At 60.9% G+C, this 21,482-nt stretch carries 19 protein-coding genes; 2 read left to right on the top strand and 17 right to left on the bottom strand.

Going from position 1 to position 21,482, the window contains the following annotated elements:
• The 8 genes from LFT45_RS14440 to LFT45_RS14475 all read right to left on the bottom strand — a co-directional run bounded on the left by LFT45_RS14440 (position 1) and on the right by LFT45_RS14475 (position 8,860).
• A complete protein-coding gene (locus tag LFT45_RS14440) occupies positions 1-1,239 on the bottom strand; it encodes a hypothetical protein (RefSeq protein ID WP_236804074.1) in 1,239 nt (412 codons plus the stop codon).
• Entirely contained in the window at positions 1,236-2,702 is a 1,467-nt protein-coding gene (locus LFT45_RS14445) for a lipopolysaccharide biosynthesis protein (RefSeq protein ID WP_236804076.1), read from the bottom strand. The genes LFT45_RS14440 and LFT45_RS14445 overlap by 4 nt, the downstream gene beginning before the upstream one ends.
• Positions 2,703-2,706: 4 nt before the next feature.
• Positions 2,707-3,858, bottom strand: coding sequence for an aminotransferase class I/II-fold pyridoxal phosphate-dependent enzyme (locus LFT45_RS14450; RefSeq protein WP_236804078.1), 1,152 nt, complete (start codon positions 3,856-3,858; stop codon positions 2,707-2,709).
• A 21-nt stretch (positions 3,859-3,879) separates the two neighbouring features.
• Positions 3,880-4,887 (bottom strand): SDR family NAD(P)-dependent oxidoreductase, encoded by a 1,008-nt coding sequence (locus LFT45_RS14455; RefSeq protein ID WP_236804079.1) that lies wholly within the window; start codon positions 4,885-4,887, stop codon positions 3,880-3,882.
• 5 nt (positions 4,888-4,892) lie between these two features.
• Positions 4,893-5,951: a nucleotidyltransferase family protein gene (locus tag LFT45_RS14460; protein WP_236804081.1), complete on the bottom strand. Its 1,059-nt coding sequence runs from the start codon at positions 5,949-5,951 to the stop codon at positions 4,893-4,895.
• Positions 5,941-7,116 (bottom strand): UDP-N-acetylglucosamine 2-epimerase, encoded by a 1,176-nt coding sequence (neuC, locus tag LFT45_RS14465; RefSeq protein ID WP_236804083.1) that lies wholly within the window; start codon positions 7,114-7,116, stop codon positions 5,941-5,943. The genes LFT45_RS14460 and neuC overlap by 11 nt, the downstream gene beginning before the upstream one ends.
• 2 nt (positions 7,117-7,118) lie before the next feature.
• A complete protein-coding gene (locus tag LFT45_RS14470) occupies positions 7,119-8,057 on the bottom strand; it encodes an N-acetylneuraminate synthase family protein (RefSeq protein WP_236804085.1) in 939 nt (312 codons plus the stop codon).
• A 110-nt stretch (positions 8,058-8,167) separates the two neighbouring features.
• Positions 8,168-8,860, bottom strand: coding sequence for an acetyltransferase (locus LFT45_RS14475; RefSeq protein WP_236804087.1), 693 nt, complete (start codon positions 8,858-8,860; stop codon positions 8,168-8,170).
• A 279-nt stretch (positions 8,861-9,139) separates the two neighbouring features.
• Here LFT45_RS14475 and LFT45_RS14480 point away from each other — a divergent pair, with 279 nt between their 5' ends.
• On the top strand, positions 9,140-9,910 hold the full coding sequence (locus tag LFT45_RS14480; RefSeq protein WP_236804089.1) for an acylneuraminate cytidylyltransferase family protein: 771 nt from the start codon (positions 9,140-9,142) through the stop codon (positions 9,908-9,910).
• A gap of 95 nt (positions 9,911-10,005) precedes the next feature.
• Here LFT45_RS14480 and LFT45_RS14485 read toward each other — a convergent pair whose 3' ends face one another.
• The 4 genes from LFT45_RS14485 to LFT45_RS14500 all read right to left on the bottom strand — a co-directional run bounded on the left by LFT45_RS14485 (position 10,006) and on the right by LFT45_RS14500 (position 13,187).
• Positions 10,006-11,037, bottom strand: coding sequence for a hypothetical protein (locus LFT45_RS14485; protein WP_236804091.1), 1,032 nt, complete (start codon positions 11,035-11,037; stop codon positions 10,006-10,008).
• Positions 11,038-11,103: 66 nt separating this feature from the next.
• Positions 11,104-12,000, bottom strand: coding sequence for a glycosyltransferase family 2 protein (locus tag LFT45_RS14490; protein WP_236804093.1), 897 nt, complete (start codon positions 11,998-12,000; stop codon positions 11,104-11,106).
• The gene (locus LFT45_RS14495) at positions 12,000-12,410 is read right to left on the bottom strand and encodes a DUF2304 domain-containing protein (protein WP_236804094.1); all 411 of its coding nucleotides are present in this window, start codon (positions 12,408-12,410) and stop codon (positions 12,000-12,002) included. Before LFT45_RS14495 ends, LFT45_RS14490 begins: the two co-directional genes overlap by 1 nt.
• Before the next feature lie 3 nt (positions 12,411-12,413).
• Positions 12,414-13,187, bottom strand: a complete 774-nt coding sequence (locus LFT45_RS14500) for a glycosyltransferase family 2 protein (protein WP_236804096.1) — start codon at positions 13,185-13,187, stop codon at positions 12,414-12,416.
• Positions 13,188-13,398: 211 nt separating this feature from the next.
• Here LFT45_RS14500 and LFT45_RS14505 point away from each other — a divergent pair, with 211 nt between their 5' ends.
• Positions 13,399-15,462 carry a DUF6541 family protein gene (locus LFT45_RS14505; protein ID WP_236804098.1) on the top strand — a complete coding sequence of 688 codons (2,064 nt, stop codon included), beginning with the start codon at positions 13,399-13,401 and terminating at the stop codon, positions 15,460-15,462.
• Between the two features lie 70 nt (positions 15,463-15,532).
• Here the strand turns inward: LFT45_RS14505 and LFT45_RS14510 are convergent, their stop codons facing one another.
• From LFT45_RS14510 to glf, 5 genes are all read right to left on the bottom strand, one after another.
• Positions 15,533-16,585, bottom strand: coding sequence for an ABC transporter substrate-binding protein (locus LFT45_RS14510; RefSeq protein WP_236804100.1), 1,053 nt, complete (start codon positions 16,583-16,585; stop codon positions 15,533-15,535).
• A 71-nt stretch (positions 16,586-16,656) separates the two neighbouring features.
• Positions 16,657-17,418, bottom strand: coding sequence for an ABC transporter ATP-binding protein (locus LFT45_RS14515; protein ID WP_236804102.1), 762 nt, complete (start codon positions 17,416-17,418; stop codon positions 16,657-16,659).
• A 1-nt stretch (position 17,419) separates the two neighbouring features.
• The gene (locus tag LFT45_RS14520; RefSeq protein WP_236804104.1) at positions 17,420-18,289 is read right to left on the bottom strand and encodes an ABC transporter permease; all 870 of its coding nucleotides are present in this window, start codon (positions 18,287-18,289) and stop codon (positions 17,420-17,422) included.
• Entirely contained in the window at positions 18,290-20,278 is a 1,989-nt protein-coding gene (locus LFT45_RS14525) for a glycosyltransferase (protein ID WP_236804106.1), read from the bottom strand.
• Complete coding sequence (gene glf / locus LFT45_RS14530) at positions 20,275-21,462, bottom strand: UDP-galactopyranose mutase (protein ID WP_236804108.1); 1,188 nt, start codon at positions 21,460-21,462, stop codon at positions 20,275-20,277. Before glf ends, LFT45_RS14525 begins: the two co-directional genes overlap by 4 nt.
• Between the last annotated feature and the right edge of the window lie 20 nt (positions 21,463-21,482).

Genomic DNA, 21,482 nt, shown 5'->3' on the forward strand with positions numbered 1-21,482 from the left:
CTAGAGCGAGTCGGTAGCCGGCACGTCAACGGAAGCTGCCTGCCTCGCCTTCCGGCGCGAACGGACCTCCGCCAAAAGGAGCCCCAGTCCCAAGGACGCTCCAACCCACAGGCTTGAGCCCAGCCGTTCCGCCTGGGAGTAGACAGGATGGGCCACAACGCTCAGGACGCCGTAGAGGGACAGGCCCGCCAGCACCCAGGCTTCCGGGCCGATCGCTTTGGCGCGCAGCGCCAGCACGTAGCCAGTCACGGCAGCGGCAAACACAAGCACATAGAGTGCATTAGCCGGGAGCGCCAAGATGAATTTCCACAGGAAATCTCCCTCAAGCATGAGGAGACGGAGATAGGGGTCGTCCACGGGCGGAAGCCTGAAGTGGTCCGTGAAGGTGTCCTGCAAACTGTGGCTAAGGCCCGGAAACCCGAAGAGCCGATTCACGCCCAGACTCACCACTGCGCAGGCGGCGGTGACAAAGACAGCCAAGCGGACCTGGCGTCGCTGGCGGTAGCTCTTGACCAGGACAAGGCCGAGGCAGACAGCCAGGAAGCTGACGCTGAGGAGAAGCGTGGATGAGTACTTGAAGAAGAATACAAGTGCAAGGCCGGCGCTCACCAGGATTGTTCCGCGAATCGTCGACCCTTTGAATACGTGGACCAGTCCAAGAGCCATGACCAAAGCCGATGTCAGGGTTGCAGCCTCCGCCAGCAATGCCACACCGTGAGGCAGGCTGACAGGCAAGACGTAAAACGCCACTTGGACTGCCGTTGCGGAAAACAGGCCCAGTCCCACAAGTCGCGCTATTCTTGCCATGATCAGACCGCCGATCGCGGTGGCGGCTACTGACACAATCCACAGCCCCTCGCGGTCGCCGAAGAGCGCCATCAATGGAATGGACAGCAGCGGGTACCCGATTCGCGGAGAAAAGATCTCCTGGTATTGCGCATTTCTGTCGATCCAGCCAATGATGGGGCCCCGTCCCGCCATGGTCGTCGAGATACAGTTATCGAGAGTTCCTGTGTACGGGCGCGACGGGTGCTGGCACCATAGCGTGTACGCATCCAGCCATGATTGCTCGACCGGCACGCCTTGGAGGGTATATGCGATGCGGAGATACTGGACCGTGTCGGCCCACACCACCCCTGGACCGAGTACTACAGCTACGACGACGAAGATCAGGCCGGCGAGCGCAGTAATCGCCGGCCCCGACTTCGGGGATGACGCAGCCAATCGGATCAGGCTCACTTCACCACACTCCTATGACTGTCCTTTGTCCCGTCCCCTTTTTTCGTCCCGACGGGCCGTGGCCGACGACGGGACAGGAGCCGCCACGTCAGGCCACCGCCGGCCAGCGCCGTAGCCACAACTGCGACGGTTAGCACACCGGTGAAGATGTTGCGGGGAAGAAGTGTCAGGACAACTACGTATGCGGCAGCGGCGAAGGTGCACGCACCGTAAATCTTAAGCGCCCAGCCGCCTGCCGCGCGCCGTCGGACGATCACAAAATATGCGACACCCAACACCATGAACGTCAGGACGGAGGTGACCGCCATTCCGACAAGGTTCCCCTCAAGCGCCGGCACGAGGGCAAGGGCAGCCCCCACCACCAGAACCAAAGGCGTCACAACGGATAGCCACCATGTGGTGTTGTCTGCGAATAGCAGGGTTGACGCGTTCAGGTAGAGCAGATAGCCCATGGCCACGAGTGGCATTACCTGCGCTACCGGGATCAGGCTCTCCTTGCCCCCGGCCATGATGTGCGTGACGAGGTTTGCCCCTGCCGAAGCGACGACGACGATTCCCAACCCGGCCAAGCTCGCCGTCCGCATCGTGGAGCGTAACCGGGCAACCCGTTCAGCGCCCTTCACGGCCATCAGGGCCGGCACCCAGGCATTGTTCAGCGCACCTAGGAGCGTAATCGTGCCGAGGACGAAGACCTGCACCTTGCCATAGTCGCCAGACACGCCTTCAGCCGCCGTGACAGCCAAGAGGAAAACAGCACCCTGGGTCAGGAGCATGAGGGCTCCTGTGTGGGGAAGCACGGGCAACCCGATGGCGATGCCCTCCCTCACGGCGCCCTGGTAGCTCAGGGGCCAGCTCGGCTTTGTTGTCCACGCGGCGACAAGTGCGCTGACCAGAACCATGAGGCCGTAGCCGGTCATGAAGATGTTGGCTTCCGCACCGTAGAGAAGCATCGCGGTGAGCCCGGCAATGTAGGCCGCCATCGACGAAATCAGGCTGAGAACCACGAACATGGCTGCCCGCCCCTGAGCCCGCAAAATCGCTTGGGCAGCCAGGACACCGGCTTGCAGCCCCATAGCGAGAAGCGCAATGGAAAAACTGGTGGAAGCGCCACCGCCACCGCTGGCGAACTGGCATATTCCGGCTGCCAGTACCCCCAGAACGAGACCGCCCAGTGTCATGAAGCCGCTGATCGCGCGCGCTTTAGCCGGACCGCCGGCGTCGAACCAGGCCTTAGTAATTGCCAGCGGCAGCCCCGCCGCCGCCAGCACGACTCCCACCTGGATGATGGATACTGACAGGAACAGCTCCTGCCATTTCGCATCGCTTTGAAGAAGCTGGAGGGCAAAGGGCTGAACAAGGAAGATACCGAGCCCCTGAAGGAGCGCGCCGGCCAGGTAAAGCAAAGAATTTCGTCCTGTGCGGAGAGCCGCAGGTGCGGCTTCAGCGGGGCCGTTCTCTGGCACGGGGTTACTCACTGCCGAGTTGGAGCCATTCATGGACGCGATCGATAACCCGCTTCTGATCCACTGCCGTCAGGTCGGTGGAGCATGGCAGGGACAATCCTCTCGCGAAGAGGGACTCCCCGACGCTGCCTCCAACGAGAGCCTCATTTGTCAGCGGCGGCTGCATGTGAAGCGGGCGCCACAGCGAACGGGACTCAATACCCACCTCAGCGAGGAAATCCTGCAACTGGTCCCTGGCTCCCGGTCCGCGGTCAGCAGGCACCTGAATCGAGTAGAGCCAGTATGTGGAGTGCTGGCCCGGCAGGTCCGGCGGCGTCTGGATGGCTGTCCCGGCAAAGGCATCGTTGTAGCGCTTGGCAATTTCGCGCTTGGTGGAGACGAAGTCGTCCAGCCGTTCAAGTTGGGCCACACCCAGCGCAGCGGCAATGTTGGTCAGCCGGTAGTTGAACCCGATCTCGTCGTGCAGGTAACCGCGGTCGGGCAAGCGGGCCTGGGTGGACAGGTGTTTCGCCCTGCGGGCGAGCTCCTCGTCGTTGGTGGTGAACATGCCGCCGCCGCCAGTAGTCATGATCTTGTTGCCGTTGAAGGAAAACGCCCCCATGTGGCCCACAGTTCCGACGTGCTTTCCAGCCAAAGGACCTGACGTCCACGTTGCCCCAAGCGCCTCGGCCGCGTCTTCAATAACCGTAATGCCGTAATCCCGGGCGACTTCCATGACGGCTACGGCATCTGCCGGCTGTCCCAGGATGTGCACGATCTCGATTACCTTGGGCAGCTTCTCCCCCGCTGCCTGACGCCGTTCCAGCTCCGAGCGAAGGAGGTCGACGTCCATGCACCAAGAATTCTCCTCTGCGTCAACGAGGAGAAGCTCGGCGAACTGGTACGAGGCGGCATTGGAACTGGCCATGAAGGTGAAATCAGAAACCGCAACCAGGTCCCCCGGCTGTACACCGGCCAGTCGCATGGCGATGTGGAGTGCCGCTGTGCCGGAAGCACAGGCCACTGCATACTTGGCACCCACATACTGCGCGAACCGGTCTTCGAACTCACTGACGAACCGCCCCACGGACGAGACGAAGCCGCTGCTGATGGCTTCGTTCACCAGTTCCGCTTCACGGGCACCAATGTTGGGAATAGCAAGGGGGACGCGGGTCACAATAAGCCTTTCGAGCGGGCGTTAGCGGGAGTATTTAGCGGCCGCAGACGCATCAACGCCCCGGGCCTTGATCCACTCGGCCGTCTGGCGAAGTCCTTCTTCAAGGCCCACCTGCGGGGCCCAGCCGAGTTCCGCCAGAGCCTGGGACGGGTCCGAGAGCAGGTGCATGACTTCGCTGGCCTCCGGGCGGACACGCTCCTCCTGGGTGATGATCTCAGCCGTCGACCCTGTCACCTTGGCGGACATTTCCACTAGGTCGCCGATCGTGACGTCGTAGCCCGTGCCAAGCTGGATTACCTGTCCCTTGAGCGGGATTTCGGCGGTGGCTGCTTTGACGAATCCGTCGGCAGTGTCAGAAACAAAGGTGAAGTCGCGGCGCGGGCTGAGGGATCCGAGGTGGATCTTCTCGGCGCCAGCCACCATCTGCTGCAGAACCGTGGGGATGACTGCGCGGGCGGATTGCCGCGGACCGTAGGTGTTGAAAGGTCGCAGGACTACTACGGGGGTCTCAAAGGAGCTCGCCCAGGCCTCGCACAGCTTGTCAGCGGCGATCTTGGTGGCACTGTACGGCGACTGGCCACGCAGCTCATTGTCGATCGTGATCGGCACGGTCTTCGGGGTGCCGTAGACCTCGGATGTCGACGTGTTCACCAGACGGCCGACGCCGTGGCGGCGCACGCCTTCGAGAACATTCAGAGTACCGACAACATTCGTTTCAACGTATGACCGGGGTGCCTGGTATGAGTAGGGAATGGCGATCAAAGCCGCCAGGTGCAGCACAACGTCAGAGCCCTTGACCAGGTCCGAGACGAACTCTGAATCCCGGATGTCGCCGAGTTGAAGGTCAACCGCGTCACGCTCGGCCGGCGTCAGGTCATCGAGCCAGCCGTAGGAGCCGTTGGAGTTGTAGACGCAGAGCGCGCGCACGTTAGCGCCCTCTGCAATCAGCCGCTGCGTGACGTGGCTGCCGATAAACCCGTCGGCGCCCGTGACGACTACTGTCTTGCCTTTTATGTCTTCGTAGTTCACAGCTGTTACTGGCCTTTCGCTGTTGCTAGGTCTTTGGGAGTACCGACGTCGATCCAGTCGGACTCTATGGGCCACGCGGCCACATTCTTGGAATTGTCGATGCAAGCCTTGACCAGCTCCGGCATGGAGAAGGGCTCCATGTAAGGCACCATCGCCAGGGCTTCAGGTGACACCGCATAAATGCCGGTACTGATTTCGAACTCCACCGTCGGCTTCTCGACCACCGAAGTGATGGAACGCCCGTCGCCTATTTCCAGTACGCCGAAGGGTACCTGGTGAGTGTAGGGGCGGGCCGCCACGGTCACCGCAGCCTTCTTCGAGCTGTGGAACGCCAGCAGGTCGGCGGCAGAATAGCGGACCATGAGGTCAGCGTTAGTAACAATGACCGGCTCGCTGATTTCCGGGACCTGGCGGGAGAGGAGCCCGAGAGCGCCGGCGGTGTTTAGCGGCTTTTCGGGGTCTTCGTGCAAGTAATTGATCTTGCACCCCAGCTTCGAGCCGTCGCCCAGATGGTTCTCGATCTTCTCAGCCAGATATGCCACGGAAATGTAGATGTTGGTAATTCCCGACTCCACCAGGCCAAGGATGATCCACTCAATGATGGTCCGGTCTGCCACTTTCATCAGCGGCTTGGGCGTGTCCTTGGTGAGCGCGCCAAGCCGGGTACCCTTACCACCGGCCATGATGACGGCTATGTTGCTCAGCGGCCTGTGGCCGACAATGTCCGTCAGTGTATGCAGTCCAACCAACGTCCCGGCCTCATCCACCACCGGAACTTCGCTGATCCTCAAGCTGCGCATGAGGTCGAGGACGGCGGCCCGAGTGACGTCCGGAGTGACTACGTGCGGCTGGTCATTGGCGAACTCCAGGATCGAGGATTCAAGGCCAGCGCCACGCAGGAGTCCCCGGCGAATGTCGCCGTCAGTGATCACACCGTGAAGCCGCCCGTCATTGCCCGTCACGAGCGCGATGGCGGAGGCCCCACGGTCGATGGCCTCAAGGGCCTGGCGGACGGTAGCTTCTGGGCCGATGCAAACGTTTCTCAGCGGTCCGTCAATGCTCATAGATTCGGTTCTCCAGCGGTAGGTCAATGAAGGCCTTGGTCAGTCCCGTTGCCGGGCTATCGACGACAACCCGTTCGATCAGAGCGGCAGAACGCGAATTTCCGTAGGGGTTGACGACGCCGCGGCAAATCAAAGCAAAGTCCGGGCTCAGGGCCTTCTCAATACTAGCGCGAATCTCTTCTCGCTCATCCCGGCACTGGATGACATTGGCTCCGTACTCCCGTCCGCGCTGCCTGTCGCCGATGTTCACGACCGGTACGTGGAAGGACGCAGCTTCAAGGATCCCTGAGGACGAGTTTCCCACCAGGGCCCGAACGGTGGCCATCACACGGGGGTACAGCGGACCGAGGCTTTCCCGTACGATCACGCCGGGCAACCCCTGGTCTTCAATGTCCTGCAGCACCTTGACGATGTCCTCGCGGCCGGCGTCGAAACCTGGATACGTGAGAATAGCGGTCCCGGCCTGCGCCAAGGTTTCCTCGAAAACCTGCCGGGCCAGCGGTCCTGCGTTGGTGCCCATTTCGGCTGTGGGCGGATGATAGGTGGCCATCAGCAAGGGCTGAACCAGGGGAATGCCGAACTCCGCCAGGAACTCCTCTGCGCTGAGCGGCACGGGGCTGGCGAAGCGGTCCAGCCCGGGGGCGCCGGTCTGGTGGATGCGGTGATCGGATTCGCCCAGCTGGGCGATGCGCCGAGCAGCACCGGCAGTGCTCACACAATGCTGGTCTGCCAGCTTGGTAACGGCATGGCGCACCCTTTCATCCAGTGCTCCCTCCGTCACCTCGCCTCCATGCAGGTGAACGAGCCGTATGCCGCTAACCACCACGGGCGGAAGCACATAAAGCAGCTCCCACCGGTCACCGAGAACCACCACCGCATCGGGTTGAACCGCAGGAAGGAGCTCAGCCGTGGCCGAGGACAGGCTGGCTCCGGCCTGCGTCTGTCCTGCAGCGGTTGCCTCAGCCAAATAGAGCCCCAGCTCATGATGCATGAAACTGCCCGGCCTGAGTCCTGCCTCCAGCAGTCTGTCCAGCGCTGTGCCGTCTGGAAACCCGATCGCCGTAGCCACGTGCAGGTCCACGCCCGGGTTTTCGGATAGGGCGACGAGGACCGGCCCGAGGGGGAAGAGGTCCGCCCTCGTACCGGCAAACGCGAGAACCCGCATGCCTAATCCAGGTCCTCAGCCGTCAGCGGAGACCCCGCGCTGACTGCCCGGGAGGTCTTTTGGCCAATTACCAGCGAAGACGGGGTCAGCCCGCCTTCGGGACGAAGGATGGCGACATCGGCGGCACTAACCACGGAACCGGCGGCCATGTCGCGGACAGCGTGGTAGGAGCGGCGAACCAGTGCAGCATTGGCTTCTTCACTAGGCATGCGGCGCTTCCTTCCGTCACCGAGGGAAGCGTGGGCATCCCGAACGGCACGCACATAATCAGCGAATTCTGCCTTCTCCAACGAAGCTGAGTGGTCCGGCCCGTTTCTGGTCTTGTCAGTCGTGATGTGTTTCTCGAGCAGCGTTGAGCCGAGTGCAGTTGCGGCGACGGCAGTCACAGATCCGGGAGTATGGTCCGACCAGCCCACCTCGACTCCGAACTCATTGCGCAGGGCCGGGATGGCCCGAAGGTTGGCTTCTTCAAGGGGCGCCGGGTAAGCCGAGACACAGTGCAGCAGGACGGTGGCCGGCGCAGCAGCCGTCGCTTCGAGCGCTGCAGCGATTTCCGAAAGCGTACCCATGCCGGTTGAAACGATCATGGGGATACCAAATTCAGCGATTGCCGAAAGGTAGGGGGTGTTGGTGAGCTCACCCGACCCGATCTTGAGCCCTGGCACGCCCAACTCGGCAAGCATCTTGGCGCTGTCGTAGTCGAACGGAGTCGAAAGGAAGGTGATGCCACGATCTGTGCAATGATCGCGCAGCTCGGACCAAGCGCTTTCCGGAAGTGTAAGGCGGGCGAGCATCTCAGACTGCGACTCCGCGAAGCCGGCCTTCTTCTGATAGGGAGTGGTGTCAGCCGAACCGGTGACTAGCGCCTCAGGTTTGAACGTTTGAAACTTGACCGCGTTTGCGCCAGTGTCGGCCGCCAGATCGATGAGTTCATGTGCCACGGCGACGTCACCGTCGTGATTTACGCCCGCCTCCGCGATGATAAAGATATCTTCTTCCGGTCCTATGCGGTGGCTTCCAAACGTAACCGGGGCGGAATTAGGGTCATGAGTCAATGGGCTGGACCTTTCTTAGAGACGAGTGGCTGCGCGGGCACTCCCACATATGTTGCCATACCGGCCAGCGGCCGCGTTGCCACTGCCCCGGCGCCCAGGACCGCGAAGTCCCCCACCACGACGCCGGGGAGCAGCCGGGCTCCGGAACCCACAAACACCTGCTCGCCCACTTCCGTTGCGCCGAGCAACACAGCCCCCGGAGCGATGTGGGCGCCATTTCCAACAACTGAATCGTGCTCGACGACGGCGCTGGTGTTAACTATCGCGCCGTCGCCGACTGTGGCCAGCGGGCCTACGTGAGCGTGTTCGCAAATCTGGCTCAGTGGGCCGAGGGCAGCAGTCCGATCCACGGTGGCCGTTCGGGCCACCAATGGATCGGCCCGGAGAGCCAAGCGGGTCTCGGCAAGGATACCCGCAGCGATTCTTGATCGCAGGGCGTTATCGCCGATTCCTATGGCGATTGACAGCGCATGCTCAGCGGCGAATGCAAAGGCGTCTGAGTCCTCGCCAAAACAACGCGGAGTTGAGCCGGAGTCACCGCGGAAAGGAGCAAGATCGGGCCCGGCACCGGTGGACAGGTCACCGAACCGACTGTCGCTTAGCGCGGCAACGTCTTCGCCGCGTCCTCGGATAATGGCAGCCAGGCTCTTGCCGTGACCTGACGCTCCCACAATCAGCCAACGCGTCATTGGACCACCAACCGGTTCAGCATGCCGTTAAAGCTTCCGTCTTGCTGTGGCGGGTGCGGGCACCGGGAAGGCGCCGCTGGCTGGTTCCGAACCGGATCTTCATTTGCAGCTGCAGCACCCCAATGGTCTCTTTCCCTGATAACAGTTGAAATCATACGCGCCAGCATTATTGAGCATGTGCCAGCATCCCCGGCCGGGCGGCATGCTCGCGACGGTAGTGTAGTAGTACTGCTTCCGGCGACCTCCGATCGCCACCAGACTATGAGGTTGATACTAACGATGAACGAGAACTCGTCTGCGCCCAAGATACTGGCCGTCATTCCCGCACGAGGCGGCTCAAAGGGACTGCCCGGCAAGAACATTCGCCCTCTTCTGGGCAAGCCGCTTATCGCGCATACAATCACGCTGGCTTCCCAGCTCAGCACAAACGTTCGCTTCATTGTGTCAACGGACGATCCGTCAATCGCAGAAGTTGCCCGGGACGCAGGAGCGGACGTCCCCTTCATCCGTCCGGCTGAGTTGGCCAACGACACAGCCCCCATGAGCGTAGTGCTCCGCCATGCACTCCAAACCATGGAGGAGATTGATGGCGTCACCTACGACATGGTCCTGTTGTTGGACCCAACCAGCCCGACCAGGCTGGCAACCGACATCGAGGAAGCCATCGATTTGCTTGGCAAGAGCCAGGAACTCGACGGCGTCATCGCCGTTTCTGAACCCTCCTTCAACCCGATCTGGGTGGGTGTCAAGCCGCAGGCTCAAGACAGTTCCACGCTCGAACGCTACTTTACGGAAGGCACCGGCGTCATCAGGCGCCAGGACGTCCCCCGATTCCTGAGGATCAACGGCAGCTTCTACGTGTGGTGGGCCGATTACATCCGGCGCCTTGAGAACAGCTGGTTCGACGAAGGACGCCACGGCTACGTTGAGATCCCGGAATCACGGTCCTTCAGCATCGATGACGAGACCGAGTTCCGTCTGCTCGAGGCCGCCGTCAAGAGTGGCATCGCCCCGTTGCCCGGCTACCATCAACCGGCCGGCACGCAGTGACGGACGCAGAGCTTCGGTCAGCTTAACTGGATGTGGCCCCAACGGCATGCTGTTGGGGCCACATCTCTTGGTCCCGAGAACCAGATCTGGGTCCGTCAGGCGTGAAGTGGCTCTACCGGCACCATGGCAGGAAGCTGTGGCAATGGGGACGGCAGGTGCTTCAACGGATGCCGGATCCAGTGCCAGGGCGAAAGGCCCTTTTCAGTCGCGTGAGCCCCCTCCGGGACCTTCTTCAGCCCGAGAACAGTCTGAACCTTGGTGAGTGGTCCGCTCGCCCAGTACTCCAGGAACGGAACCACGGTGTGGGAATCCCACCCGAGCAGGTGCGACAGTTCCTGCGGGGAACGCATGTCTCCGCGCCCCAACTCCGCTTCCGCCAGCTTGGTCAGCACGTCCTGTGGAGTCGACTCGTCGTAAAACTCCGGCCACAGGTCACGCATCAGCAGACCCGGATCCGCTGCCGCGTTATGACCCAGCTTGAAATCAGGGCCGTAAATAGCAACGTCAGCGCCACTAACGGCGGCGTACATGAGCGACGTGGAGAGCCGGTTGGAAACGACTCTATCGGCCTCCAACATCATGCAGAGAATCCGTCCTATAAACTGCGGGTCCCTGCGGTCACCGGCACTGACAACCTCGTGTCCGGCCGACTTCCACGCCGTCAGTATCTCGTCGTTATGCAGGTCGTCAACATGCAGACACACGACTGCCGGGCCCTCCCGGTCCCTGACCATGCGGGCAAAGGCGGCATGGTCGCCGTCGACCTTCAACAAGGCTGTACCGTGAAGCGGCAAGACAAGAGCCCGGTTCCCCCGGTGGGGAACAGTGCCTTCTTTCATGGCGGCGTCCAGAAGATACAGATAAGGGGCGCCGACAGCCGTGAGCATCGGAGTGCCGTCCTCAAAGAAGTTGCCGGCGTCCTCCGGGCTCCAGGCCCTCGACGTACTTGTCCAGGAAAGCCTGCGCCGGCTAGGGCCCCAGCTCGCGAAGTCGCCGAACTGGGCTGTGACGGGGCTGCTAACGGTCCATCCATGCTGGATCAGACCGGACACGTGCCGCAGCCGCTCCAAACCGCAATAGCGGGCAAAAACCGCCGAGTGACCGTAGTAGTGGTTCTGGATGTCCATATTAACTCAGTGGCACCTTTTGTTGCAGGCTTGAAGTTTGGGTTCTATCCGTGAGCGGCTGCCGGATCAAGGACGCACAGCGTGTGTAACGAGCTTGCGCAGCCCGGGCCACATGCGCTTTGAGACCACCTTGGGGGTGAGGGAAACGGCATTCAGACGCGACGTCAGGTGCCAGCGCGCCGATCGTGCAGCGTTGTTCCAGCCCCTGACGGAGAAGTCGCGAACGCACTCATCAAAGAAGGCCCGTTCCTCAGCGAAACGGCGTCCATCCAGAGCCCGGACGGAGGAGTCCGACTCCCGGTGCCTGCGGTACTGGAAGCATACGGTGTCGACGACGGCCATCTTGCCGCCAGTCAGGATGATGTCGATTGCGAGAGCCAGATCCTGAACGACGTCATACTGGGGCCGGAAATCATGCTTCTTGATGGCTTCCGCACGCCACGCTACCGACGGAAAATACAGCCAGTCTCCAACCAGGAGGCTTTCGGCCACCGCCTCGTCGGAGACGATTGCCTCAGAGGCCTTGCCTACCAGCCTGTGCCGCAGGTACTGCTTAACGTTGTCGCCGAGCGGCGTGTACACAGCACCGTTCTCGTCGATGACCTCGACTCCGGGCTGGACGATGGAAACAGCCGGATCCCGGAAGGCTTTCCGGACAGTGCCAATGTAGTTCGGAAGCATGATGTCGTCGGCGCCCATGATGACGACAATGTCGTGCTCCACGAGGCCAACACACTTCTTGTAATTTCCGTTGGCGCCAAGGTTCACGTCGTTGCGGAAGTACCGCACCCGGTCGTCGCCTTCAACCAGGCCACGGAAGTACTCCGGAAGGCTTTCATCAGGGTAGCCGTCATCAACGATCGTGAGGCGGAAGTCCGTGTCGTCCTGTGCAAGGACTGAGGCAACCGCGGCCTTCATCATCGCCACGTCGCCGTAGTACGGGAACATCACGTCAATTGTCATTATCTTCTCTCGGTAGGCGGCGTCGGGGAATCTGTTTGACCGTCGTCGGTCGATGGTTGTGACGGGGTGAGCTGGCTCTGCAACTGGTCCACACCTGCCCGCAGAATGGCCACTTCCTCGGCAAGGATCCGCGTTTCATCCTCCAGGATGGTCAATTCGCGCGAGACGTGCAGGCTTACACCGACCAGCAAGAGGATGGAAAGCGAAAAGAGCAGGTTGGCCGGGACAACGATACCCACAACGGAAGCCGCCCAATTGAGGAGCCTCGGAAAGAGGCCGAGAATGATCGTCAACCCGCCGATGACCAGCCAAAGAATGGCGTACTTTTCCCGGAGCCGGCCGTTCCGGAGCATAACCAGAACAACCAAGACCATAACAATGGCCAGAATTAATGAACCTGCGACGTTCATTCCTTAGGCACTTCCCTCTCCGGCAATGTCGCCGGACAACGGCGTATGTAGTTCAGCGGCACGCGGCGTTCGCCGGCGCGCAAGGGCAAAGCAGAGGACGAGGCCGGACCTGGCCAGGTAAATGGACGCCTTGATTGGCCCCTGGCTTGGAGTCCCCGCCTGCCTGGCTTTCATGTCCACGGGTATCTGCGTAACAGTGCAACCGGACTTGATCGCCACGACCAGTGAGTCAATGGTGTCGCCCAAGTATTCGGCTGGAAAGTGAGAGATGTACTGGCGGATTGCACGTGAGTTTGCCGCACGGAACCCCGACGTCACATCCGTCAGACGCGTTCCCGCGATGCCTGAGATCACTCTGGCAAGGAAGAACATGGCCCAGCGCCGCGGCCCCTTCGCCCCGTAACTTCCCCTGCCGGCGAACCGGGCACCAATGGAAATGTCAGCATGCTCCAGGCCAGCCAGCACGCGGTCAATATCGTGCGGATCGTGCTGCCCGTCGGCATCCACCTGGATCACAGAGGTGTACTTATTCCGTAGTGCGTACTTGAATCCCGCTCGCATGGCTCCGCCGACACCGAGGTTGAACGGTAGCCTCAGCACGGTCGCACCAGCCTCCGCGGCGATCCTGGGAGTATCGTCCTTGGATCCGTCGTCCACGACAAGAACGTGGTGTTGGGGGGTTACGGAGAGCACATCACGGATGGTCTGGCCAATCGCTTCTGCTTCGTTCCAGGCCGGCATGATTATGAGCACGCCAGACCGCTGTGAGTTACCCATGGTTGGCAAGTATACCAACGGTAACGGACCCGGATTACGGTGCACCTCCGCTTCGGAGACTCAAGGTCTCCTTCAAAAACGGCGGGTCACAGGCCCGTGTGCACTTGGTCCTGCACCCGTCGCGCGGTGGCCGGCCAACGCCGGTCACCCGAATACCGAGGGCGATGGTCCTACTTGTAAGGTGGGGTGTGACTTCTGAGGAGCTTGATAGATGACTTGGTGGGAAACTTTCCCTACGTTCGCCGCAACAATTCTGGTGTATTTCCTGCCCGGCTTGTTGATACTTGCAGCCGCCGGCGTCAGGGGGCTAAGCCTCGCAGCGCTTTCAGCGCCGGTATCAGCGTCCGTAGCCGGATCGGTGGCCGTGATTCTGCCTTACCTGCGCCTGCCCTTCAACCCGGCCGTCTATTTCATCGTCTCGGCTCTGGCCGCCGCCGCCATCCTGGCTGCCCGCGGACTGCTGCAACGGCGCCGCAGCCTCACGGGAGCCGGCAAGAAGTGGCGCCTTGATGCCAGTGAGTCGCTGCCGGCCACGTCGCTGGGCATCAGACTGACACAATTTCTGATCCCGCTCGCCGTACTCTTTCCCGCCATAATCATCGCGGCCCGGTACATCTCAGGTTTTGGTTCGCCCGAAAGTTTCTCAGAGTCTTTTGACAACATCTATCACCTCAATGCTGTTCGGCACATCGCGGAAACGCAGAACGGCTCGACCCTGACTTTGGGGAACCTGACGGATGCCTCGCAGGCACTCTATCCCGCCGCCATGCACGACGCGATGGCGCTTGTCGTCATGCTTGGTGCACCGTCGGTAATGGTCGCAGTCAACGTGGGCACCATCGTCACGGGAGCAATCGTCTGGCCCCTGTCGTGCATCTTCCTAATCAGCAGGGTCGCAGGATACCGTCCGGCGCCCTTGCTTGCCGCCGGTGTTCTATCGGCCGGGTTCAGCGCTTTCCCCTATCTCATGGTCGCCTACGGCGTTCTCTATCCGAACCACGCAGCGATTGCGCTCCTGCCTGCTGTTTTGGGTCTCGCTATCGAGGCACTGGGCATGTCACGCGCATCCCATGGTGTGACCGACAAAAACTGGATACCCGCCACTCTTGCCCTGGCAGCTACCCTTCCCGGCCTGGCTCTGTCGCACCCGAGCGCTGCCGTGGCGCTCCTGGCCTTTGCAGGACCGGCAGTAATCGCTGCGTGTATCAAGTCTTGGCAGGCCAATAGTGGGGACTCTGACCATCGAGCGGCTCGCCGCTGGGTGATCTTCGCAACAGGTTATGTATTGCTTACCCTCGTAGTCTGGGTGGCTATCCGACCGAGCTTGGCGTCATCGGGCTGGCTTGCATTCCAAAGTAATGCCCGGGCCATAGGCGAAATTTTGGGAAGCGCCCCAATGGGAACTACCACTGCCTGGGTCTTGCTGGTTCTGACGGTCATCGGACTCTACGTTATTGTCCGGCACCTGCAACGAATGTGGTGGATTGCCGGAATGTATCTCGTCGGCGCCCTCCTGTACCTGGTCGCTTCAAGCTGGATCGACGGCGACTTCCGGAATTTCCTGACCGGAGTTTGGTACCGTGACAGCAATCGCCTGGCCGCCCTGCTGCCAACGGTCACGTTGCCTGTAGTCGTCATCGGCAGTGAATGGATTATCCTGCGCGTGCGGCACGTCGTAGGGTCACTCGCACGGGCGGATTCGAGCCGTTCCCGGGGACAGCGCATCCTGAGCCGGCTCGTAAAACGGCTCCCTGGCAACCCGGGTGTGGCAGCTACATGTGTTGTTCTGCTGGCCCTTGGAGCGGGGGTTCAGGGCGGTTCCCTTTATGCCGTCCAAGACCGGCTGGCAACTGTTTTCTCAACGACGGAGAATTCGAAGCCGCTCACCAGGAACCAAGTCGACCTGTTCTCGGAATTGGCGAATATCGTCCCGAGCACGGATGTGATAGTTGCGAACCCGCGAACGGGCGCGTCGCTTGCCTACGCTTTCAGTGGCCGCCGCGTCCTTGCACCCCACATCTTCGGCACGCGGACGGAGCAGGAACAATTGCTTCTTGACCACTGGGCTGAAGCGTCCTACAACCCCAGAGTTTGCCCGGCTATCCGGGACTTGAAGGCGTATTGGGCCTTGGACTTCGGCGCCCAGGAAATTTTCACGCCACGGGGGGAAACACTGCTGGGGCTCCGTGATCTTGTCGATGATTCTGCGCCAGGTGTTGAGTTGGTGAAAGCTGTCGGTGACGCGAGACTGTTCCGCGTAACTGCCTGCGGCTAAAGCGGAACGGTTGTTGCAGAGCCTTGAGCTTGCAACAACCGTTCGTTTTTTGGGGGGGTATTTCAGACGCCTATTTTTGACCGGAGAGGTAGGCGGCCTTCGCCAGTTCCGGCACAAGATTTCGGCTGGCCCATGCCATGCTGAGAGGTGTGCCGCTTTCCATCGCCAGCGTTTCATTTCCCGTGATGAAGTACGGTTGTCCGTTGCCAAAACGCGGAAGCCCAGGGACCTTACCGGTCGCCCTATAGTCCGTCATATCAACGGCACCGAGAGCAATCACCATGATATCGGCGCTGAGCTCAAGGGCGCGCTCGTGCGGCCATATGAATGAAGGCTGCGCCGTGGGATCTGTATAGCTCTTCCCTTCTGCCTTGACTACTTGCAAGCAAGGGGCAGCGACCGATCCAAACTCTTCGGCCAGCTGCATGGGATTCGAAGCCTGCGCGAACACTCGCACATCTGCACCGGCCACTGAAGATGCCCGCAGGTAGATAACACTTGTCCCCTTCAACGCGGCATAGTCCCGGACAGCGTCTTTCATGGACGTCTCGGTCTTTCGCACAAGCTCCGTTGCAGCGTCCTGCCTGCCCAAGGCCCGGCCAATAACTGTGACAGCACTACGCCAGTCGCCGTCCTCAGCGGTCGCTTCAGGCACGACGACGGGAGCAAGGCCTGAGAGGGCATCATAGTTTGCTTTGGACAGCGTGTTGGTCAGGGAAAGGATGAGATCGGGCTCAAGCTTCTCGATCTCGGAAACGGGAACCCCGCGGCCGTCATTGAAATAGCTTGGAGCTGGAGCGCTGATGTCATTCAACGCCACCTGCAGCCAGGGAGACTGGTCTCCCTGTGGCATCCCTACCGGGCCCAACCCGAGCGCTGCACACGTGTCTGCCTCGAGGGCTCCAAGCACCACAACGCGTGTCGGCGGGGCATCGATGGTGGTCGACCCAAAGGCATGGCGCATCGTCACCGGGAAGGCGTCCGCTCTGGGCGTGACTGCGGGTACGGCTTGCTCATCACCCGAGCAGGCCGCCAATGCAAGCGGCAACGCACCGACGGCCGCCAGGAAGCTACGGCGTCCGATTGCACGCACGGTGTGTCCACTGTCCTTGGTCCTGGCCATCTATATGTTCCTCAGTACTAGTTCGGTTCGTTTCCCGGCGGCACCGGATGTTGAGTCGGGCGCTTCCATCCTTAGGCAGCAGAGCGCCGGCGAAGTTCTGCCACCACATCGCGGACAGGGCCGTCCATCTTTACCTCGCCGTGTTCCAGCAGGACGCCCCGCTCACAGACGGTTGCCACAAGGTCCAGGTCATGGCTCACGACGAAAAGGGTCTTGCCCTTGGCGGACAGCTCCTTGATCTTGGCAATGCATTTCCGTTGGAAAGGCTCATCCCCCACCGCCAGGATCTCGTCGATGAGGAACACTTCCGGGTCGGTATGAACGGCAATCGAAAAGGCCAGCTTCAAGTACATCCCCGAGGAGTAGAACTTCACTTCGGTGTCGATGAACTCCCCGATCTCGGCAAATTCGACAATCGAATCGAACATATCGGTGATCTGCCGCTCGGTCATTCCCAGGATCGCGCCATTCAGATAAACGTTATCCCGTCCGCTCAAGTCGTGGTGGAATCCGGCACCGACCTCGATCAGGCCCGCCACCCGGCCACGGGTGTGAACAGTTCCCTCATCCGGCTGCAGAACCCCGGAGATGAGTTTCAAGAGTGTTGACTTCCCGGATCCGTTGAGGCCAAGGAGCGCCACTGTCTCCCCTTGTTCAACGTCCAATGAGACATTCTTCAGAGCGTCAAACTTCTTGGACAGGTCGCCCTTGCGGCCCGTAAGCAGCCAAACAATGGCTTCCTTCATGCTCCGGGTATGCCTCAGGACAAACTTCTTCCGGAGATTCCGGCAGGTTATAGCGACGGTATCGGATGTGACTGCAGGCACAGTCATACTAAAGCTCCTGGGCAAAGTGGACGGAAAGCTTCATAAAGACAACCTGGCCAATCGCAAGGACCAATGCCGCCACGCCGAACGACGCCGGGAACCACACTGACAGGAGGTCAGGCGGCATAGCGACGGCGGCAGACTGTTCGGCGCTGAGCGTCGGCGACCAGAAGGCCCAGTGGAAGATCTCCACGGCCACCGTCACCGGGTTCAGCATGTAGACAAAGAACCAGCCGCGCATGACCTCCTCCACCATTGTCCAGAGGTACAGAACTGGCGAGGCCCAGGTGACTACCATCAGAATCATGTCGACAATGTTCTCGGAGTCGCGAAAATAGACATTGGCGGCACCGAAAAGCAGCCCCAGGCCAGTGGACAGGATGGCAACGAGCAGCAGCGCAGCAATGACCGCAAGAAGCTGCAGGATCGAGGGGCGCCATCCGCCAAGGAGGCATGCCCCCATGAGGACAACCAGTTGCGGGAAGAGGTGCACTGCCGACACCCATACGGTGGATACCGGAAAGAGTTCCCTGGGCAGGTAGATTTTCCGGATCAGGTCCCGGTTGTCCACGATGGAACGGGTCGCGTTGCCAAGCGATTCCGTGAAGAAGTTGACCAGCACAATGCCGGAAAAAAGGTATATCGCATAGTTTGGCGTGCCGCGTTGCATCCCGAGAAAGATGCCGAGCGCGACGAAATAGATCGAGAACTGCATCAGGGGCTTGACGTAGGACCAAAGAAGTCCCAGCACTGAGCCGCGGTAGCGGATCTTGATTTCCTTGCGAACCAGCAGTTGAAGCAGGAACCTATGTTGGAAGACGTCGACGATCCCGCGGCCGCGCCCGGGCCGCGTCAGTTCATCCGGGCCAGCAGACACTCAGCTGTCCTCCCCGGCACTGATCCCGAACGTCTTCCGCCATGCATCGAACGAGGTGATCTGCGGTAGCGCGCTGCGGTACTGCTCGCCGAGCTCTTCCCAGCGCCGGTACAGGCGGGCATGCTGCTGGCCTGCTTCGACCAGCATCTTCTTGAACTTCTGGGGGTTTCTCCGGTACCAGGAGGCAGCAGTTCCATCCGCGTTGGACACCACCACGCTGTCGTAGTGGGCCAACCTGAACCACCGGTTGTCGCGGTGGGCCAGGAAGCCCTGCGGCCGCTCCGCGGCCTCCGCATCCGGCCTCTTGACCAGTTGCCGGGCTACGGTCCTGACGCCCCACTTAACCAGGTCCTTCCGGTTGGGAAGGCCAATCGGTTTCACCCCGGACGGCCCGCGGCCCGCGGCCGGTGCGGGGAAATCGTCGATATCCTCCAGCATCTGCGCATCGGAATAGAGCTCACGCCGTTTGTTGATCTCCGCCAGCTTTGTGGCGAGGTTCTCATGCAGCCCCGCTGGCCCTTCAAACAGGTCTTCCAGAGCATCCAGCCGCCCGTGCTCCGTGAAGTACTGCATGGACACGAGGTGTTTAACATCGGACTGGAATGACTCACGGATCATGCGGCCGCCCTTGGCGTGCGTGCTGTACATGAGCCCCACCATGAGGCGGTTACGGCCGTGGAAGTAGGCCTGCCACCCCACGAGATCGTCTTTGTCCACCCATGAAACGTGCCACACGGCCGCCCCGGGGAGCGAGACCGTAGCGAAGCCTGCCTCGCGGGCTCTCAGCCCGAACTCGATGTCGTCCCACTTGATAAAAATGGGAAGCGGCAATCCGATGCTACGGATCACCGAGGTGGGGATCATGCACATCCACCACCCGTTGAAGTCCACGTCCACCCTGCGGTGCAGCCAGGGCGTCTGGCGGAGATTGGCGAGACTGAAGTCGTGCCGCATCTCCATATCATCGTGCGGATGGGCAGGCAGGAACCGGTATGAATCCACGACTTCACCGTAGGAATGCAGGACGGTGCGGCTGTGCAGGTCAAACATGTGTGCGCCGACAATTGTGGGCCGCTTGCAGTAGTCAGCAAACGTCAGCATCCGAATGATGCTTTCCGGCTCGATCACTACATCGTCGTCCAACAGCAGGGCGTAGTCGCTGCCGTTTTCTACGGCTTCAAACATTCCCCGTGCGAAGCCGCCGGATCCGCCCAGGTTGTCCTGGTCGATAATGCGGAGCTTGCCGCCCAACTCTGCAGCAACCTCAGCAAACCCTGGCTGGTCCGCGACCTTTTGCGTTCCCTGATCCACGATCAGGACTTCCCGCACATGCTTCAGCGCGTCAGTATTCTCCGCCAGGATTCGGGCGTTGTTCAGGCAGAAGTCAGGCTTGTTCATGGTGGTGATCTCAAGGGTCACCGCGCCGGGCTCGCGGCCGTGATCCTCACCCAGCCATTCCGCGGATTCCAGCGTGAGGTCTTTGCGACTGGAGGCCAGGTCGAACCAGAACCATCCGCCGTCTCCAAACGGCTTTAGCGAAAGATCAAAAACGGTGACGGCGTCGCCGTCAACACGCGCTCCGTCCACACGCTGCAGCGTCCCCCGCGCATTCGACTTATTGACCGTGATGGTTCCGTGGCCGCTGGTTCGCACGACGAGCCGCACGGACCGCAAGGGGGTCCAGCGCCGCCAGTAACTGGCCGGGAAGGCGTTAAAGTACGTTCCGAATGAAAGCTGCTCCCCCGCCCGGACTTTCAGCGAATGCCGCGAGAGTATGTCTTCGAAGTGGACTTCGCGGCCGCCCGAGCTCACCAGGTGGAGCTTCTCATCCAGTGCTTTTGGGTTTCGCGCGAACTCATCTGTTTCGCTGAGCCGTATTCCGCTGGCTGGGCCGGCATCCACGTACAGCGAAAGAGTGTCCGTCTGGGACTCAGGCGGAAGAATCACCCGCTGCAGCATCATCCACTGTTGGTCAGCGGCTGCGCTCATGCGTCAACGCCCCCGCTTTCAAGGTTGGCTCCGCTTTCGAAATGGGGCCGAATCTGGTTGTCGAACATTGTTAGCGCCGACCCGATGGCCATGTGCATGTCAAGGTACTTGTACGTACCGAGCCGGCCGCCGAAAAGAACGTTCTTTTCGTCTGCAGCGAGATCGCGGTATTTGAGCAAACGCTCGCGGTCTGCGCTCGTGTTGATCGGGTAGTAGGGTTCATCGCCCTTTTCCGCGAAACGTGAGAACTCGCGCATGATGACGGTCTTCTCGGCCTGGTAGTCGCGTTCCGGGTGGAAGTGGCGGGGCTCGATGATGCGGGTGTAGGGCACATCGGCATCGTTGTAGTTGACCACTGAAGTGCCTTGGAAATCACCTACGTCGAGCACTTCTTCCTCGAAGTCAATGGTGCGCCAGGACAGGTCGCCCTCAGCGTAGTCGAAGTAGCGGTCCACGGGTCCGGTGTAGACCACCGGGATGCTGCCGACCACTTTGCCTTTGCTGTACTCGTGCGACTCGTCGAAGAAGTCCGTGTTGAGCCGGACCTCGATATTCGGGTGTTCGGCCATCTTTTCGATCCAGGCCGTGTAGCCGTTGGTCGGCAGACCCTCGTACTTGTCGTTGAAGTACCGGTTGTCGTAGTTGTACCGGACGGGAAGGCGGGAAATGATGCCCGCCGGCAGGTCCTTGGGATCCGTCTGCCACTGCTTGCCGGTGTAGTGCTTGATGAAGGCTTCGTAAAGCGGACGCCCAATGAGCTGAATGCCCTTGTCGTTCAGGTTCTGGGGATCGGTGCCGGCAAGTTCCCCGGCCTGTTCCTGGATGAGTTCCTTCGCCTCGCCCGGCGTCATGTTGGCGCGGAAGAACTGGTTGATCGTGGCCAGGTTGATTGGCAGGGAGAAAACCTCCCCGCCGTGCACGCCATAGACCTTGTGCACGTAGTTCGTGAAGGCGGTGAAGCGGTTGACGTACTCCCAGACGCGCTCGTTCGACGTGTGGAACAGGTGCGCACCGTAGCGGTGAACCTCGATCCCGGTCTGCTCTTCCTTCTCGCTGTAGGCATTGCCTCCGATGTGGTGGCGGCGGTCGAGGACGACTACCTTCAAGCCCAGCTCACTGGCGGCCTGTTCTGCGATCGTCAGGCCAAAGAAGCCTGATCCTACGATGACGAGGTCAGCAGTCACTAAATCTCCTGTTTCGAATT

It is taken from the genome of Arthrobacter sp. FW305-BF8 (assembly GCF_021789315.1).
Taxonomy (GTDB): domain Bacteria; phylum Actinomycetota; class Actinomycetes; order Actinomycetales; family Micrococcaceae; genus Arthrobacter.

Bases quoted from the DNA above. Each gene is read 5' to 3' on its own strand.
- LFT45_RS14460 (WP_236804081.1), bottom strand. From the start codon at position 5,951: ATGAGCATTGACGGACCGCTGAGAAACGTTTGCATCGGCCCAGAAGCT.
- neuC (WP_236804083.1), bottom strand. From the start codon at position 7,116: ATGCGGGTTCTCGCGTTTGCCGGTACGAGGGCGGACCTCTTCCCCCTC.
- LFT45_RS14475 (WP_236804087.1), bottom strand. From the start codon at position 8,860: ATGACGCGTTGGCTGATTGTGGGAGCGTCAGGTCACGGCAAGAGCCTG.
- LFT45_RS14480 (WP_236804089.1), top strand. From the start codon at position 9,140: ATGAACGAGAACTCGTCTGCGCCCAAGATACTGGCCGTCATTCCCGCA.
- LFT45_RS14485 (WP_236804091.1), bottom strand. From the start codon at position 11,037: ATGGACATCCAGAACCACTACTACGGTCACTCGGCGGTTTTTGCCCGC.
- LFT45_RS14490 (WP_236804093.1), bottom strand. From the start codon at position 12,000: ATGACAATTGACGTGATGTTCCCGTACTACGGCGACGTGGCGATGATG.
- LFT45_RS14495 (WP_236804094.1), bottom strand. From the start codon at position 12,410: ATGAACGTCGCAGGTTCATTAATTCTGGCCATTGTTATGGTCTTGGTT.
- LFT45_RS14500 (WP_236804096.1), bottom strand. From the start codon at position 13,187: ATGGGTAACTCACAGCGGTCTGGCGTGCTCATAATCATGCCGGCCTGG.
- LFT45_RS14505 (WP_236804098.1), top strand. From the start codon at position 13,399: ATGACTTGGTGGGAAACTTTCCCTACGTTCGCCGCAACAATTCTGGTG.
- LFT45_RS14510 (WP_236804100.1), bottom strand. From the start codon at position 16,585: ATGGCCAGGACCAAGGACAGTGGACACACCGTGCGTGCAATCGGACGC.
- LFT45_RS14515 (WP_236804102.1), bottom strand. From the start codon at position 17,418: ATGACTGTGCCTGCAGTCACATCCGATACCGTCGCTATAACCTGCCGG.
- LFT45_RS14525 (WP_236804106.1), bottom strand. From the start codon at position 20,278: ATGAGCGCAGCCGCTGACCAACAGTGGATGATGCTGCAGCGGGTGATT.